This window comes from Tepidicaulis sp. (genome assembly GCF_965222285.1).
Classification (GTDB): domain Bacteria; phylum Pseudomonadota; class Alphaproteobacteria; order Parvibaculales; family Parvibaculaceae; genus Tepidicaulis.
The window spans coordinates 3,135,231-3,150,947 of the sequence record NZ_OZ244942.1 but is presented as its reverse complement, the minus strand read 5'-3'; the positions used below and the strand labels follow the sequence as shown (position 1 = coordinate 3,150,947).

At 60.3% G+C, this 15,717-nt stretch carries 15 protein-coding genes; 9 read left to right on the top strand and 6 right to left on the bottom strand.

The features are described from left to right. Position 1 precedes the first annotated feature (1 nt). From ACOQOT_RS15035 to ACOQOT_RS15020, 4 genes are all read left to right on the top strand, one after another. Positions 2 to 2,353 (top strand): fimbria/pilus outer membrane usher protein, encoded by a 2,352-nt coding sequence (locus tag ACOQOT_RS15035; protein ID WP_420560005.1) that lies wholly within the window; start codon positions 2 to 4, stop codon positions 2,351 to 2,353. Continuing rightward, entirely contained in the window at positions 2,350 to 2,844 is a 495-nt protein-coding gene (locus tag ACOQOT_RS15030) for a spore coat U domain-containing protein (protein WP_420560004.1), read from the top strand. The genes ACOQOT_RS15035 and ACOQOT_RS15030 overlap by 4 nt, the downstream gene beginning before the upstream one ends. A gap of 84 nt (positions 2,845 to 2,928) precedes the next feature. Next, complete coding sequence (locus tag ACOQOT_RS15025; protein ID WP_420560003.1) at positions 2,929 to 3,762, top strand: helix-turn-helix domain-containing protein; 834 nt, start codon at positions 2,929 to 2,931, stop codon at positions 3,760 to 3,762. Between the two features lie 86 nt (positions 3,763 to 3,848). Further along, on the top strand, positions 3,849 to 4,295 hold the full coding sequence (locus ACOQOT_RS15020; RefSeq protein WP_420560002.1) for a hypothetical protein: 447 nt from the start codon (positions 3,849 to 3,851) through the stop codon (positions 4,293 to 4,295). Positions 4,296 to 4,489: 194 nt separating this feature from the next. On the opposite strand, the gene ACOQOT_RS15015 is transcribed toward ACOQOT_RS15020, so the two are convergent. Then, positions 4,490 to 5,344, bottom strand: coding sequence for a PRC-barrel domain-containing protein (locus ACOQOT_RS15015; protein ID WP_420560001.1), 855 nt, complete (start codon positions 5,342 to 5,344; stop codon positions 4,490 to 4,492). A 236-nt stretch (positions 5,345 to 5,580) separates the two neighbouring features. Here ACOQOT_RS15015 and ACOQOT_RS15010 point away from each other — a divergent pair, with 236 nt between their 5' ends. Then, on the top strand, positions 5,581 to 6,876 hold the full coding sequence (locus tag ACOQOT_RS15010; protein ID WP_420560000.1) for an MFS transporter: 1,296 nt from the start codon (positions 5,581 to 5,583) through the stop codon (positions 6,874 to 6,876). On the opposite strand, the gene ACOQOT_RS15005 is transcribed toward ACOQOT_RS15010, so the two are convergent. The 3 genes from ACOQOT_RS15005 to ACOQOT_RS14995 form a co-directional block, all read right to left on the bottom strand. Continuing rightward, positions 6,873 to 7,574 (bottom strand): gamma-glutamyl-gamma-aminobutyrate hydrolase family protein, encoded by a 702-nt coding sequence (locus ACOQOT_RS15005; RefSeq protein ID WP_420559999.1) that lies wholly within the window; start codon positions 7,572 to 7,574, stop codon positions 6,873 to 6,875. The genes ACOQOT_RS15010 and ACOQOT_RS15005 overlap by 4 nt on opposite strands. Next, positions 7,571 to 8,566: an amidoligase family protein gene (locus tag ACOQOT_RS15000; protein ID WP_420559998.1), complete on the bottom strand. Its 996-nt coding sequence runs from the start codon at positions 8,564 to 8,566 to the stop codon at positions 7,571 to 7,573. The genes ACOQOT_RS15005 and ACOQOT_RS15000 overlap by 4 nt, the downstream gene beginning before the upstream one ends. A gap of 81 nt (positions 8,567 to 8,647) precedes the next feature. Then, positions 8,648 to 9,190: a sigma-70 family RNA polymerase sigma factor gene (locus tag ACOQOT_RS14995; protein WP_420559997.1), complete on the bottom strand. Its 543-nt coding sequence runs from the start codon at positions 9,188 to 9,190 to the stop codon at positions 8,648 to 8,650. A gap of 352 nt (positions 9,191 to 9,542) precedes the next feature. Here ACOQOT_RS14995 and ACOQOT_RS14990 point away from each other — a divergent pair, with 352 nt between their 5' ends. The 4 genes from ACOQOT_RS14990 (at position 9,543) to ACOQOT_RS14975 (ending at position 12,171) form a co-directional block, all read left to right on the top strand. Beyond that, positions 9,543 to 9,770 (top strand): hypothetical protein, encoded by a 228-nt coding sequence (locus ACOQOT_RS14990; protein ID WP_420559996.1) that lies wholly within the window; start codon positions 9,543 to 9,545, stop codon positions 9,768 to 9,770. Positions 9,771 to 9,872: 102 nt separating this feature from the next. Then, on the top strand, positions 9,873 to 10,139 hold the full coding sequence (locus ACOQOT_RS14985; protein ID WP_420559995.1) for a hypothetical protein: 267 nt from the start codon (positions 9,873 to 9,875) through the stop codon (positions 10,137 to 10,139). Between the two features lie 182 nt (positions 10,140 to 10,321). After that, positions 10,322 to 10,942, top strand: coding sequence for a superoxide dismutase (locus ACOQOT_RS14980; protein WP_420559994.1), 621 nt, complete (start codon positions 10,322 to 10,324; stop codon positions 10,940 to 10,942). Positions 10,943 to 11,079: 137 nt separating this feature from the next. Further along, positions 11,080 to 12,171 (top strand): DUF2855 family protein, encoded by a 1,092-nt coding sequence (locus tag ACOQOT_RS14975; RefSeq protein ID WP_420559993.1) that lies wholly within the window; start codon positions 11,080 to 11,082, stop codon positions 12,169 to 12,171. A 6-nt stretch (positions 12,172 to 12,177) separates the two neighbouring features. Here the strand turns inward: ACOQOT_RS14975 and ACOQOT_RS14970 are convergent, their stop codons facing one another. Together ACOQOT_RS14970 and ACOQOT_RS14965 are read right to left on the bottom strand one after the other, a co-directional pair. Further along, positions 12,178 to 13,950 (bottom strand): methyl-accepting chemotaxis protein, encoded by a 1,773-nt coding sequence (locus tag ACOQOT_RS14970; RefSeq protein ID WP_420559992.1) that lies wholly within the window; start codon positions 13,948 to 13,950, stop codon positions 12,178 to 12,180. A gap of 171 nt (positions 13,951 to 14,121) precedes the next feature. After that, the gene (locus tag ACOQOT_RS14965) at positions 14,122 to 15,651 is read right to left on the bottom strand and encodes a flavin-containing monooxygenase (protein ID WP_420559991.1); all 1,530 of its coding nucleotides are present in this window, start codon (positions 15,649 to 15,651) and stop codon (positions 14,122 to 14,124) included. Positions 15,652 to 15,717 lie beyond the last annotated feature (66 nt).

The window sequence follows — 15,717 nt, the reverse complement described above, 5'->3', positions numbered from 1 at the left end:
CATGCTTGCCGCATTTCTTTTGGGAGGCGACAGTCTTGCCGGGGCACTGCGGCCTGTGCCGCTCAGAGGCGCGCTCGATGCGCAGTTTGACGAGGCCGTGACGGGCAGTGCTTCTGAAAGAAGTCAGAAAGAAGATGCGCAGTATCATTTTCTTCTTCCCATCATCGACGGCAAGGCCCGCGCAGACGTGGTCAGTGTTCTGGTTGAAGGGGGCATGCTTTTTCTTCCGCTCGATCTTTTGAACCGGGAAGGTATTGCCTTCGAGGGCGAGGCCGTGCAGCGCGGCGGTAAGGGGTTCATTGCCGCAGACAGGCTTTCGGGCATGCGCGCTTCTTTCAATATCGATAAAGGCACGCTTGATCTTGTCTGCTTGGCAGGCTGCGAAAAGCGCACGATGCTTTCTGTCCAGCCGTCAAAGGCGCTGGCGGCGCGCACGGAAGGGGCGGGCGCTTTCTTCAATTACGATATTTCCGCAGATTGGCGCGAGGGGGAAAGCAGCGGCGGCCTTCTTGGGGAAGGGGTGGTCTTTTCCGGCCTTTCCAATGCGCGGGCGGTTTTCACCTGCGCTTATGGCGCTGCGCGCCGCTGCACGCGGCTTGAAAGCCATATCACCCATGACGATCCGGCGGGCCTTGCCCGGCTGACTTTGGGCGACACGCTCACCCAGCCGCAATTCGGCGAGGCTCCGCTGCGCTTCGGCGGGATAAAATGGGGCACGGAGTTTTCGCTGCAGCCCGGTTTCATCACCTTTCCGACGCTCGATTTTACCGGCGAGGCGCAATTGCCGGGCGCGGTCGATCTTTTTATCAACGGGGTGCGCCGGTTTCAGGGCGAGGTGCCGGAAGGGCCGTTCTCGCTTGGCGATATTCCGGCGGTGCAAGGAAGCGGGGAGGTTACGGTCGTGCTGCGCGATGCGCTTGGCCGGGAAAGGCAAGTGACGGAAGCTTATTATGCAAGCCCGCAGCTTTTGCGCCCCGGCCTTGCCGCCTATTCGCTTGAAGCAGGTTTCTTGCGCGAGGGGTTTGGCTTGCGCTCGAATGCCTATGATACGCCCTTTGCCGCCGCGCTTTACCGGCGCGGGCTGACGAATAATTTGACGCTGGAAGGAAGGGCGCAAGGAGCCTCTTCTTTCCAGTCTTTAGGCAGCGGGCTCTCCGCCGCATTTTCCGGTCTCGGTGCGCTCGATCTGTCCGCCACGCTCAGCCGCTCGAACGGCGAAGGCGGGATCAAGGGCGCCGGGTTTTACGAATGGCGCGCCGCGCCCTTCAGTGCGGCGTTTTCCTATGAGGCGGCAACGCCCGGCTTCAGGCGGCTTGGGCAGGACGATGCGCCGCCGCGCGCCACGGCGCGGGGACAGTTTGCCGTGCAAGGCGAGGGCGGGCACAGTCTCTCGCTCTCGCTTCTCGACAGGGACGAGCGGGGGAGTGCCGCCGGGTCATTCCGCTCCGATTTCAGAAGCGCGGGGCTCACGCTTTCGGGGCCCATCGGAGGCGCCACTTACCGGCTTTCCGCCTTGCGTCTTCTAAAACCTGAGAAGGATTTCTTTTTCGGCGCCTTTCTCTCTTTTCCGCTGGGTGAGGGCAGCGGCGCGCTCGGTGCGGATTATGACGGGGAGGGCTGGACCTCCGATCTGCGTTACAGAAAGGATGCGGCGGCGATCGGCGAGGTGGGGTATTCCGCACGCCTTTCGCGTGGCGGCACGCAGCGTGAAGAAGCCGGGCTGGAATACCGTTCATCCATCGGCGATGCCGCGCTGCTCGCAACGCGTTTCGGCGGCACGCAGGCACTGCGCCTTTCCGCCCGCGGCGCGGCGGTTTTGGCAGGCGGCAAGGCCGCGCTCGCCCCGCCCATTACCGGCAGTTTTGCGATTGTCGATGTGGGCAATGAAAAAGATGTGCGCATCTATCAGGACCGGCGGCTTGTTGCGCGCACGGACGGGTCAGGACGGGCGGTGCTCACTTCGCTGCGCGCTTATGAGGAAAACCGTCTTTCCATCGACCCGCATGATCTGCCGCTGCGCACGAGTTTCGATGTGCTGGAGAACATCGTCGTGCCGGGCGCGCGCACGGGCCATCTCGTTACGTTCAAGAAGACCGGGGAAAAGGGCGCAGTGATTTATCTTACTCGCGCCGACGGGACGCCTTTCCCGGAAGGCTGGCACATTACGCGTCTCGATGGGGACGGAAAGCCGGTGCCTGTCGGGCGCGGCGGGCGTGTTTTTCTGGAGGCCGGTATCGGGTTAGAGATCTCGTTTCAAACGCCGGAGGGGCGATGCCGGGTCACGGCACTGCCGCCATCCGAAGCGCGCGCTTCCCGTCACCGCTGCATGGCGGAAAGGCAGGCGGGCCTATGAAACAGTTTTTGAGCGCCCTGATTTTTGCCGCGCTGTTTTTCTTATATCCTGCCGAAAGCCGGGCGAGCTGTGTCGGGCTTGGCTGCACCTGCGAGGTGACGGGGAGTGCGCTGACATTCGGCGCTTACAATCCTTTGGCACCCGGCCCGCTCGATGCGGTGGGCAATATCTCCGTGCGCTGCAGCGCGCTGGTGCTGGGCGCGGTGGTTTCTTATGACGTGGCGCTCAGCCCCGGCATGAGCGGGGTCTATGGTGCGCGGGCCATGCAGTCGGGCGGCGATGCGCTGTCCTATAATCTTTATCTCGATGCCGCGCGCAGTCAGGTCTGGGGCGATGGGACGGGCGGCACGGGCCAGGCCGCCAATGCCTATCTCCTCGATGTGCTGTTTTTCCGTGTGACGGATTTTCCCGTCTATGGCCGCCTTCCCGCCGGGCAGAACACCCCGGCGGGTGCCTATAGCGACACGCTCTTCGCAACGGTTATTTTCTGAGGAAGTGGCTCCCTTACCGATGAGGTAATTGTTTCCTGTTTTCGCCCCTTTAGCCTGAGTAAACTTCGTCAAGGAGGATGAGAGATGGGCAAAGCGGCAGCGAAAACAGCGGAAAAGAATGTCTCCCCTATCGGGAAATATCTTAAAAACTGGCGCACCACGCGGCGGATGAGCCAGCTCGATCTTGCCTGTGAAGCCGAAATTTCCGCCCGTCATCTCAGTTTCATCGAAACCGGGCGCGCGGAGCCCAGCCGGGACATGGTGATCACGCTTTCCGAGGCGCTGGAAATTCCACTGCGGGACAGGAACGCGCTGCTGCTTGCAGCAGGCTATGCCCCGCTTTATTCGGAAACGGATATCGATGCGCCGGAAATGGCGCATATCCGAACCGTTATCGATTTCATGCTGGAAAGTTACAATCCATACGGCGCCGTCGCGCTCGATGCGCATTGGAACGTGCTGAAAAGCAACCGGGCGTATGACAAGCTTGCCGAAACGTTTTTCCCCGGTCTTGCCGGCGCGCCGGGCGAGCGGCCCAATATGCTGCGCCAAATTTTCTCCGATGAGGGTATGCGGCCTTATATCGCCAATTGGGACGAGGTTGCCTATTACATGATCCAGCGCATGCACCGCGAGGCGATGCATGCCCAGGTCGGCGATCCGACTTTGCAGCTTCTCGAAGACCTACTGAAGAGGGAAGACGTGCCCCGCCGCTGGCATCTTTTCGATGTCAGCGCGCCGGCCGAATTGCTGATCCCTGTGCATTTGAAGATCGGCGATCTCAATGCGCGGCTTTTTTCCGTCATCACCATGCTCGGCACACCGCAGGACATCACGCTGCAGGAGTTGCGGATCGAAGCCTTCATGCCGGCGGATGAAGAAACGCGTGAGGTGATTTCGGCGCTGATGGAAGACTGACCATCTTTCTTACCTCCTGGAGAATTGGTTTTCTTCCACATCCCGCCAAACTCAGTCCCGTCCTTAGTGAACACAGGAGCGGACTGATGAAACTGATCGATGCCTGGGCCGGGACGGCCCCTTTCGATGCGCGCAGCCGGTTGCTGCGCCGCGTTCTTCTTTGCAATGCCGGGTCCTCTTTTCTCTTTGCCGCGCTGCTGCTCGGTGCGGGGCATTGGACGGCGGGGCTTATCGGCGCGCCGGAGGCCGGTCCCTTGCTGCAAGTACTTGGCGGGGGGCTTCTCGTCTTTGCGCTCGGCGTTGAATGGGTGGCCACACGGGTGCCTCTTCAGCCCTCTCATGGCTGGGCGGTCGTTGCGCTCGACATTTCCTGGGTCGTGGGCTCGGCGGTTCTGCTGCCTTTTCTCGCCAGCCGGATCAACCTTCTGGGCGAAGCGGCGATTATCGCGGTGGCGCTTGTCGTGCTCGGCTGGGCGCTCGGCCAGATCCGGGGGTTGAGACAATTGGAAGGCGCGGCGCCGGTAAGCGCATAAATTTCGGAACCACTTTTTGCGTTATGCGTTTTTCCTGAGACAGCCGGTTTCCGGCGGGCTTGCCCGCCAGCCGTCTATCGCGCCGGCTGCTTCAGGCGCCCCTATCCCCTCGGACCCCGCCGAAAGCCTGAAGCAGCCGGACATAAAAAAGGCCGCCCGAGGGCGGCCTTTTCTTTTTGGCATTTCCGCAGGTTTTAGCGCTGAGCGTCGAGCTCCAGGCTCGCCGCCGCTTCAAGCTGAGCGCGGGTCAGATTGACGGTCGGGCCGCCGGCGCCCTGTTCCACGGTCATATCGTTATAATCGACGGCGACGAATTTCTCGCCCATGTCGAGGAAGCCGCCGGTGCCGAGCAGCACATGGCGCGGGGCGCCGGTGTCATCGATATAGATATCTTTGACTTCGGCAATTTCCTCACCTGCGGCATTGGACACTTCCTGGCCGGTCAGCTCCAGAAGGCTGGTGCTGGAGGCGGCCATCAGCTCGGCATTCGCCGCCTCTGCGTTATCCTGCGCATAGACGAAAGCCTGCTGCTGCTGAAGGTCCTCTTCGGTGGCCGCCAGCGTGAAATGATCCAGGCTCTGGTCTTCGAAGGACGGCGTCAGCGAGGAATAAGACACCGCGGTGAGGCGCGGGGCGACGCCCAGAATGCCACCATCGCTCAGGATGGCCTGCGCTTCGCCTTCGGCCGGCACCACAATGTCATGCACCGTGGCGATTTCTTCGCCCGCGCTGCCAAGCACGGTCTTGCCGATGGCATTGCTGCTGCTCAGGCCGCCTTCAGCCTGAAGATCGGCAACGGTGCGCAGTTCGGTTTCACCGGTCAGCGCGTCATCCACGGCTTCGGCGGTTTCTTCCGCACCTTCTTCGATGGCATTACCGGTGGCTTCCACGCCCTCGCCAATGTCACTACCCAGTTCGTCAAGCGTGTAGTTCTCGCTCGGCTCAGCCTGCGGGGCTTTGGCCCCTTTGCCAGAGTCCATGTCCGCCACAGCCATGGCCGGAACCATAAGGGCGAACGCCGAGACACTCGTGATCAGAAAACGTTTCATCGTCTGTTCCTTTCGTTCATCTCTTTCGTCTCGTATCGGCGCCCCGGTATTCCGAAGCAACCTTGCTCCATCAACGGCATTGGCGAGCGCAGAGTTTCCGCGCGGTATAAATATTTCCGCCAGCGGATGAAGTAGGCGAAAGTAAGAATATGAAGGCGAAAAGAAGACGGGTTTGGGTCAGCTTTTCTCACCGTTCCGTTGCGCTATATTCGTTGCAAAATGAAAAGGGAGATGAGATGGCGGGGCTGCAAGAAGATCTTTACAGCGTTCTTACCGGAGACGATGAAGGGCGTGTGTGCCGGGACATTCCCGAGGCTGCGTGCGACGAACAACCGGGAAATTTTTCCGCGCATCTTTTCTCTCTTTCCCTGACGAAAATGGGGGACGGGCTCTCCGATCCCAAAATCATTCTGACCTGGCTGCTGCAGGCGCTCGGCGCGCCTGCCTTCATGGCCGGGTTTCTCGTGCCGATCAGGGAGGCAGGCGCGCTTCTGCCGCAGCTTTTCATTGCCGCCTATATCCGCTCGCTCGGCCGGCGCAAATTCGTCTGGGCGGCGGGCTCCGCCGTTCAGGGCCTTGCGGTGCTCGGTATGGGCGCCGCGGGGCTGTTCCTTGAGGGTGTCTGGGTGGGAGGGCTGATCTTGCTTCTCCTTGCTGTTTTCTCCCTCGCGCGCTCCGCTTGCTCCGTCGCCTATAAGGATGTGCTGGGCAAGACGGTCACGAAATCGGCGCGCGGCACGGTGACGGGCACGGCGAACAGCTTGGCGGCGGGCTTTGTGCTGCTGTTCGGGCTGGCGCTTGCGAGCGGTTTCCTGGAGCGCAGCCTTAAGGTCGTTCTCGGCGCGCTTTTTCTTGCAGGGTTTTTATGGCTTACGGCTGCTGTGGCGTTCTTGCGGCTGAAAGAAGTGCCCGGCGCCAGCGAAGGCGGGCGCAACGCGTTCGATGTGGCGCTGTCGCAGATCGGTCTTTTAAAAAGCGACGCGTCGCTGCGCCGGTTTATTCTGGCCCGTGCTTTCTTGATGGCGAGCGCGCTATCCCCGCCTTTCCTTCTCATGTTGGCGGCAGGCGAGGGCGGCGCCTTTGGTGCGCTCGGCGCTTTTGTCAGCGCTTCTGCCCTGGCAGGGTTCGTGAGCAGTTATGTCTGGGGCCGTCTTTCGGACCGCTCCAGCCGGAAGGTGCTTTTTCTTGCCGGGTGTCTTACCTCCCTCTCGCTTCTGCTGGCGCTTTTGACGCGGCATTGGGAGGTGGGCAGTGGCTGGCTTTTGCCGCTCTGGCTGTTCGTGCTGATGATCGCTCATCAGGGTGTGCGGCTTGGCCGGTCCACTCATATTGTCGATATGGTAGGGGAGGAAAAGCGCGCGGCCTATACCGCTCTTTCCAACACGATCATCGGCCTGCTTTTGGCTGCGGGCGGCGCGTTCGGCCTTCTTGCCACCTATACGGGGCCGGGCGTGGTTGTCGGGATCTTCGCGCTGATGGGGCTGGTCGGGGCGCTCAGCGCGCTGCGGCTGGAAGAAGTGCAGCGCGATTAAGCGCGGATTTCTTTTTCGCGCTCGGCAAAACGGCGGGCGGCTCTCACCAGAGCGCGGAAAAGGCCGTTCTGATAATTGTCGAAGATCAGGAATTCCGGATGCCATTGCACGCCGATGAGGAAGCGGCGCGTCGTTGCCTCGACCGCCTGCACCATGCCGTGTTCATCGCGCGCGGCGACCTGCAGCCTTTCCCCGAGCCGGTCGATCGCTTGGTGGTGCAGCGCATTGACACGGCGGCGCTGCTCACCTCTTAAAAGCTGCTGCAGGCGTGTGCCGGGCACGAGCGTGACGGTCTTGCGGGGCAGGATCGTCTTTTGCTTTTTCAGGCCTGCATAGATCGCATAAATGTCCTGATGCAAATTGCCGCCGCGCAGCACATTGATCATTTGCGCGCCCCGGCAGATGCCGAGCACCGGCAGTTTGCGTTCCTCGGCTTCCGCGAGAACGGCTTTTTCGAGCGCGTCGCGCTCCGGGTCGGTTTTAACGGCAAGGGTGGCTTCGCCTTTATAAAGCTCTGCGCTGATGTCATCGCCGCCGCCGATGACAAGTCCCCTGCAGGCCGCGATTTCACGTTGCGGCGTTTGCGGGGTAACGCGCAGCGGCTTGCCGCCGGCCCGCCAGATGGCGAAGCGGTTCAGCTGCCACATGAGCCAGCCGCGCCGGTGGGCGCCGGTTATGCCGATAAGGGGGCGTGTCATGCCGCCTCTCCCTTTTCGATAAAGGCGGCGCAGATTTTTGCCCAGCTTTCCGGCGGCGGTGTCTCGCGCAAATAACGCCTCGCAAGAGCGCGGAGATTTTTTTCATCGCCTGCCAGATGCTCCACGGCCAGCCAGCGCCGCCATTCGCGGGTGACGGGGGCGGGATGCTGGCCGAGGCGGGAATCGGGCAGGCGGTAATGAAAGGTCGGGCGGGCTTTTACGAGCGCATCGCCGATGCGCCGGGAAACGCGCGGCTCATCGAGATAGGCAAAAAGCGGCAGCATATCGAGCTCGCGGTTCCGCGTCGGGTTGGCGGCAAGATAATCCTCGATAAGCTCCGGCAGGTCCGGTGCATAAGCCGGGTCCAGAATGCGTTTCACATAATCCGGCTGGAAAGGATCGGCGAAGGGCAGGAACTGGCGCAGCCTGTCCACATCGATTTCAGCCCGCAGCCAGTCACGCAGAAGGCAAAAAGCGCGCAGATGATTGAGAATGTAATCCGCGCCTTCTTCGGCAACTTCCGGGTTCAGCTGCAGGCCGAAGGCATAGAAGGGCGAGCCTTTCGTGTCTTCGGCGCCGGCGGCGGCCAGCGCACCCGTCAGCTCGTCGATCTCGCCAAGCGCCGTGTAGGGCACGGGCGGGCAGGTGATCTCGTTCGGCACGACAACTTTGCTGATTTCGCCGATTACCTCGCGGGTGTTTTGCTGCAGCTTGGCGACCAGCGGGTCGAGCCCTTCTTCGGCCGCGCCTTCCGGCAGCTTGCCCTCGCCATGCGCATATTGGCTGTCGAGCTCCAGGGAGAAGGTGCCGTATTTCGTCTCTTCCACTTGCCAGTAAAAGCGTTCGGCCTCGCGTATCTGCCCGCCGAAAAGACGCTGCACGATTTGAGCTGCATCTTTAAGGGGCAGGGCGCCGAATTCAATTTCCACACCGACACGGCGCAAGTCGCCGCCCGCGGTGCGGGGCAAAAGAGGCTGATCGGGAAAGTTCATGGAATAAGTATACCGCGTATTTGGCGGTAAGGCAGCCTGCTACGCCCGCTTCTTTAAGAAGAAGCGGGCGCGGCGGCTCTCTTAGGAAGCATAGGCCCGGGGTGCGTGATCTGTATGCACGGCAAACCGGGAGCGCTGCGCGGCAGCGCTTTCCAGCTCGCGCAGTTTGCGCCGCGCGCGGAAGAGCCGGCTTTTCACCGTGCCCGTAGCGATGCCGAGTTGGTCGGCTACTTCTTCATATTGCAGCCCGTCGATAGCGATCAGCTTCAGAATATTGCGTTCGTCCGATTTGAGCTGATTGAAGCAGCGCTGAAAATCGCGCAGCTCGATGGCCCAGTGCTGATGCGCTTCCACGGAAAGGCCCGATTGCCAGTCTTCCACGGGAACCGTTTCGCCGCGGCGCTTCTGCTTGCGGCAATTGTCGATATGCACATTGTGCAGGATCGTAAAAAGCCAGGAGCGCAGGTTCGTGCCGGCGGTGAATTGCTGCTGCTTGGCGATCGCCCGCTCCAGGCAGTCCTGAACGAGATCGTCAGCTCTTGTGACCTCCCGCGTGAGCGAGCGCGCATAGCGGCGCAGGTGAGGGATTTCGGTTTCCAGAGCGTCGAGTTCGAAGTTCTTCATGGGGGGTAAGTCCTTCTCTCGTTTGTCGCGTTATCTCGTTCCGACGCTTTTCAGGCTAACGCCCCTCAAATCTCCTTCAAGTAAAAACGCATGAATTACTTTGTCATGTTAAGTAGTATCATCAACTTATACATGTTGTGTATTTTTAGCATCTTGTGTTTATTGATGATAATGATCAGGAAGCGTAACTGACGTATTTTGAGTAAGTTGTGCCGGTCCGGCCTTTGCGATAGGCTAAAGGCCGGTGACCGCAGGGTCGGTGCGGGCGGGCTCATCTTGACGAATAACCGGGACAGGCTCCCGCGGAAGGGTCGTTCGGGGCATTCCTTCCGCTCCGGGCAGGACAGGAAAGATGGCTGAAAACCGTAAACTTCACAGAACCGAAAGATTGCAGGTCATGCTGGACGAGCGTGAGCTCAATCTGATTGATGAATGGCGTTTTGATAAACGTATTCCCACCCGCGCTGCGGCCATTCGCGAGCTGATTGCCCGCGGCCTCAACGCGCAAAATCTGGACGATCCCGAACAGCGCGCGCGCAGCACCGACTATTCCGTCGTGGGCGAGGGCAATTCCGTTTAAGGCGCAAAAGAGGCCAGATGAGGCCGTTTCCGAGACGAAAGACGGAACCGGCCGCGCTGCCTGACGTTTTCTGACGTGTAGCCCAAACGTATTGAGTGGCACATGACGGAGACACACACCATCAGCTACCAGGACCTTTGGGACTATCTGGACGGTTTGCTGGATACACCGGAGGCGCGCCGCGCGGTAGAAACCGCGCTGATGCGCAACGAGGTGCTGGCGGCGCAGTTTTCCCTGATGCGGGCGCAGCACCGCGTGCTCAGTCAGACGCCTGCTTCTGTCGAGCGCGAGGCGGTTCCGCAAAGGTTGCTCAATGTGGTGCGCCGTGCGCGCCATGCCGGTGCTTCAGGCGATGAAAAGACCGGTTGACCGGCGCCATTTCCGCTTCACTGCATTCAAGGCGGCCACGCCCCCTCTGCCGCGCCCCTTTGCGGCCGCATAAGCAAGCGTCCTGGCGGGTTTCAGCTGCAACGGTTTCGTTTTGCGTGTCCGTGCCCTATATGTGCCGGGAACGACGTCCATTCCCCAATGCGTATCACAAGGAGGACCATATGACTTTTACGCTCCCCGATCTCCCCTACGCCAAAGATGCGCTCGAGCCGGCCATGTCGGCCAAGACGCTGGAATTTCACCACGGCAAGCACCATGCCGGCTATGTGAAGAAACTGAATGCCGCGATCGACGGCACCGATTATGCGGGCAAAGATCTCGTCGATATTCTGCTGGCCGCCGACAAGAAAGGCGACACGGGTGTCTTCAACAATGCCGCGCAGTCCTGGAACCACGAATTTTTCTGGAACTGCATGGGCCCGAAAGGCGGCGGTGCGCCCACCGGCAAGATCGGTGCGGCCATCGAAAAAGTTTTCTCGAGCGCCGATAAGTTCCGCGAAGAATTCGTCAAAGCCGGCGCCGGGCGCTTCGGCAGCGGCTGGGTCTGGCTCGTGGCGGATGGCGACACGCTGAAAATCGTCTCGACGCCCAATGCCGAAACGCCGCATCTGAAAGGCCAGACGCCGCTTCTCGTCTGCGATGTGTGGGAACACGCCTACTATCTCGATTATCAGAACCAGCGCGACGCTTTTCTGGAAACTTTCCTCGACAAGCTCGTGAACTGGAGCTTCGTTGAGGCGCAGCTGGAGGCGACGGAAGCGGGTAAGAAGCTCGCCGCTTAAGCGCCATTCCACGTTTTTGACAGCACCGCCCGGGCAAGGCCGCAACCTTGCCCGGGCGTTTTGCATATTTGAACGGCTTTGTGTCTGGACATCGCGGGCCCCTTTGCCATGCTTGGGCAAAGCCAAGGGAGGACCGGATGAGCGCCGCGACAGATTTTATCGTCTCCAAAAACGATCTGCATGATCATGCCTTCACCCCGTCGGATGCCGGGGCAGCAGATGCGCTGAAAGAAGGAGAGGTCTTGCTCAAGGTCGAGCATTTCGCTTTCACGGCGAATAATGTGACCTATGCCGCTTTCGGCGAGGCGATGTCTTACTGGTCGTTCTTTCCGGCGGGCGATGAAACTAAGGGGCGCATCCCGGTCTGGGGGTTCGCGACGGTCGCGGCGAGCCGTCATCCGGAAATTACCGAAGGCGAGCGCCTTTACGGCTATTTCCCCATGTCCACGCATTTGAAGGCCAGCCCCGTGAACGTGAAGAACGGTTCTTTCTTCGACGGGGCGGCGCACCGGCAGGGGCTTGCTGATGTTTATAACCAGTATCTGCGCTGCGCGGCGGACCCCTCCTACGACCGCGCGCAGGAAGCTTTCCAGATGCTCTTCAAGCCGCTTTTCACCACCTCGTTCCTGATCGAGGATCAGCTGCGCGATAATTATTTTTACGGCGCAAAGGCGGTGGTGATTTCCAGCGCCTCGGCGAAGACCTCCATCGGCCTTGCTTTTCTTTTGAAGAAGAATGGCGGCGTTCGCACGGTGGGGCTCACCTCGCCGGGAAATGCGGATTTCGTACGCGCGCTCGGTTGTTATGACGACGTGGTGCTTTATGACGGCATCGGCGATATGAACAAAGAAAAATCCGTCTTTGTCGATATTGCCGGCAATGGCGATGTGCGCCGGGCGGTGCATGAACGCCTGGACACTGATCTGACCTACAGCATGCTTGTGGGCGGCGCGCATTGGGACAAAGGCGCGGGCGGCGCGGATGCTCTGCCGGGGCCGCAGCCGGAATTCTTCTTCGCTCCCACCCAGGTTGCCAAGCGCATGAAGGATTGGGGTCCGGCCGGTTTCCAGAACCGGGTAGCGGAAGCCTCGATCGCCTTTGCCGGTTTTGCGCAAGGCTGGATGAAGGTGCGCGAAGGCAAAGGCGAAGCGGCAATCGTCGCGACCTATCAGGCCGCGCTTGACGGCACGATCCGGCCTGATGAGGGGCACATTCTTTCTTTCGGCTGATCCGCCTTACGCCACCTCGACGCGCGAAAGGAAGGTTTCGGTCTCGTCCTGCAAAAGGCGCGATTGGCTGGTCAGCGTTCCGGCGGCATCTTCCAGGCGCGCGGCCTCACTGCCCGCCGCGTCGGCATCGTTCTTGGCTTCGATGGCCGTGCGCTCCAAGGAGTGAGCGGTTTCGGTCAATTGCGCCATCAATTCGCTGATCCCGCTTGCCGCCCGGTTTTGACCTTCGATGAGAATATGTGTGGCATCGAGGGCGGCATCGATTTGCGTGATCGCGGTGCCGACACCGCTCATGCCGTTCACGGCGCCGCTCACCGCTTCTTGCACTGCGACGACTTGAGCTTCAATAGACTGAGTGGCCTGGCGGGTTTGAAGCGCAAGGTCTTTTACCTCCCGCGCGACGACGGCGAAACCTTTACCGCGCTCACCGGCGCGCTCCGCCTCGATCGTCGCGTTGAGCGCGAGAAGGTTCGTCTGATGGGCAATGGCGGCAATAGTCGTGACGATCTCTCCGATTTCTTCGGAAAGCCGGCCGAGCGTGCCGACCTTCACACCCGCCGCTTCCATGCGGGTAACGGCTTCGTCCGAGCGGGTCCGGCATGTATTGATCTGACCTTCCATTTGGCCTGCCCCTTCCATGAGCGTGCGGGTTTCACCGGCCACTTTTTCAACGGCGCTGCGGGAGGTTTGCGTGGCTGCTTCCGCTTCCCGCGTGCGCGCCGCCGATTGGCGCGCCTGGCCGCTCATCCGTTCGGCCGTTCCGTGCAGCGTGCCTGCCGCCTCATTCAAGGCATCGAAACGTTCAGCCGCTGCCGCATTGAAAGCGGCGATCATGGCGCCGATGCGGCCTGCTTTTTCTTCCAGCGCGCGCTCGCGCCGTTCCTGCTCGGCTTCGAGAAGCCGCCGCTTCTCATTGCCGCTTTTCAAATGATCGAGGGCCGCTGCCAGCGCGCCGATCTCATCGCGCCGGGTTGTGTGCGGCACATCCGCCTCTTCGCGCGCGCTCAGCTTTTGCGCGCAGGCCGAAAGCTGGACCAGCGGCTTTGTGACGATATGGCGGGCCGCGAAATAAACCGCGGCGGTTGCGGCAAAAGTGACGATGAGTGTGGAGGCAATCAAAAGCCAGCGGATCAGCACGGCGGTGCCGTTCACCTTTTTGGCTTCCTCTGCGATGTCGGCAAGGGCGGTGGACATTTGCGCCCGGGCCTGTTCGGCGGAAAGGCTGTCTTCGGCAATTTCAAGATTGAGCATGCCAATTTTTTGTTGGAGAGCGGCCGGGTCCGCCATGGCATTCGAGACTTCCTCGGCTTTCGCTTTTACCTGCGCAAAGAGCGCGCCCTGCAACGCATATTCGCGCGCCGAAGACTGGTATCGGCCTTCTTCGAAGATCCCCATGGAAACACGCACGCTGCCTTCCAGCTCCTCGATGACAAGGCGGCCCAAACGCAAGTCCCGCCGCTGGGCGATATCCCTATAGCGGGCGGAAAGCGCGCTGCGGCCCTCATGCTGTTCTTCCTGGAATGCATGGGTTTCCTTTATCCAGGCGCTCATGAGTTTCAGTGGATCGGCTTCCAGCTTTTGCGGCACCGCGCGGTAAGCAGCCTGTAAATCGAAAAGCTCGGCACGCAGACGCGCATTCAACCCTTCGAGAGCATCGGCGCGCGCCGCTTCCATCGTCGTTATGCGGTCGAGAAAGAGAAGCGTGGTTCCCGCCAGCAGCGCCAGAAGAAGAAAGAGAACGCTGCTCATCACGGTCAGCAGCTTGACGTCGATACGCATCGTCATGCACCCCGGAACTGTTATAGCGGACGTAAATCCGTCCTGGCCGACAGCGCCGGTTTAGGCGGTGATCCCTAACAGCTTATGACTGTCATAAATAATTCACGGGATAAGAGCGGGCACAAAAAAGCCGTTCACAAGGAACGGCTTTCTTCGTGATCGATTGGCCGATCAGTCGGCGGCGAGCATCACTTTTTCAGGCACCTTGGCGAAGGCATAATCATTGGCATGGAGGCGGCGCGTCTCGTGCCAATAGCGCATGGTGAAGCTCGGCCAGAGCGTTGTGTTCTTGCCGTCTTCGCGCTGATACCAGCTCGTGCAGCCGGAAGACCAGACGGTCGTCTTGATTTCCTTTTGCAGTTTTTCGTTGAAGGTGTCCTGCACGTTCTGGCGCACGTCGAGCATATCCGCACCGCGCTTTTGCGTTTCATCCAGGCATTGGAGAATGTAATTCACCTGTGCCTCGATCATGAAGATGATCGAATTATGCCCAAGGCCGGTATTGGGGCCGGAAAGGAAAAAGAGATTGGGATAGCCTGAGACGGAAATGCCGTAATAGGCCTCTGCCCCGTCCTTTTCCCAATGGGCGTGCAGGTCATCGCCCGCCGGGCCGATGAACTGGCCGGGATTGATGGGATCGGCGGCTTCAAAGCCCGTCCCGAAGATGATTGCATCCACTTCAATCTCGCGCCCGTCCTTGGTCAGAATGGAATGGGCGCGTATTTCAGCGATGCCGTCCGTTTCCACCGTCACATTGGCGCGGTTAAGGGCGCCGTAGTAATCGTTGGAAATCAGAAGCCGTTTGCAGCCTGGCATATAGTCCGGCGTCAGTTTTTCGCGCAAAGCCGGATCGTCGATCTGCGAGGCGATATATTTACGCCCCATCTCGGCGATCTTGTTCATCAGCTTCGGATTGACGGTGAAGCCCAGCGCGCGGCTTTCCATGCGCAGATAAATCTGCGAGCGGAAAAGGCGCTGCAGGAAGGGCAGGGCTTTGAAGAGCTTCTGCTCCCAGGGTTTCATGTCGCGGTCGGCCTTGGGCAGAACCCAGGGCGGCGTGCGCTGGAAAAGATGAAGTTCTTCCACCTTACCTGCGATTTGCGGCACGAACTGAATGGCGCTCGCCCCGGTACCGATTACTGCGACGCGTTTGCCGGTCAGCTCATAATCGTGATCCCAATGGGCTGAGTGAAAGCTCTTGCGTTCGAAGGTCTCGAGCCCGGCGATTTTCGGGTAAACGGGTTTGTGCAAGGGCCCCATGCCGGAGACGAGATAGCGCGCGGTAATGACCTCGCCCGAGCCGGTATGCACATGCCAAAGCGCGCTTGCGCCGTCGAATTCGCAGCGCTTCATTTCCGTGTTGAATCGGATATGCGGGCGCAGGCCGTATTTTTCCGTGCAATGGCGGATATAGCGCTGGATTTCCGGCTGCGGCGAATACATCCGGCTCCAATCCGGGTTGGGCTCGAAGGAGAAGGAGTAAAGATGCGAGGGCACGTCGCAGGCGCAGCCGGGATAGGTATTCTCCCGCCAGGTGCCGCCGACATCTTCCGCCTTTTCAAGCAGCATGAAGGAGTGCCGTCCCGCCTTTTGCAGCTGAATGGCCATGCACAGGCCCGCAAAGCCGGTGCCGATGATCAGGGTTTCCACATCGGGGCTGACGGGGGTTGCAGGCGCGTCGAAATAGGCCGGTGCGTTCACGGGTCTCATCCTCCAGTTATGACATTTTGTCAGTTATGGCGGATTGACGTCGCGTCTGTCAAGCGA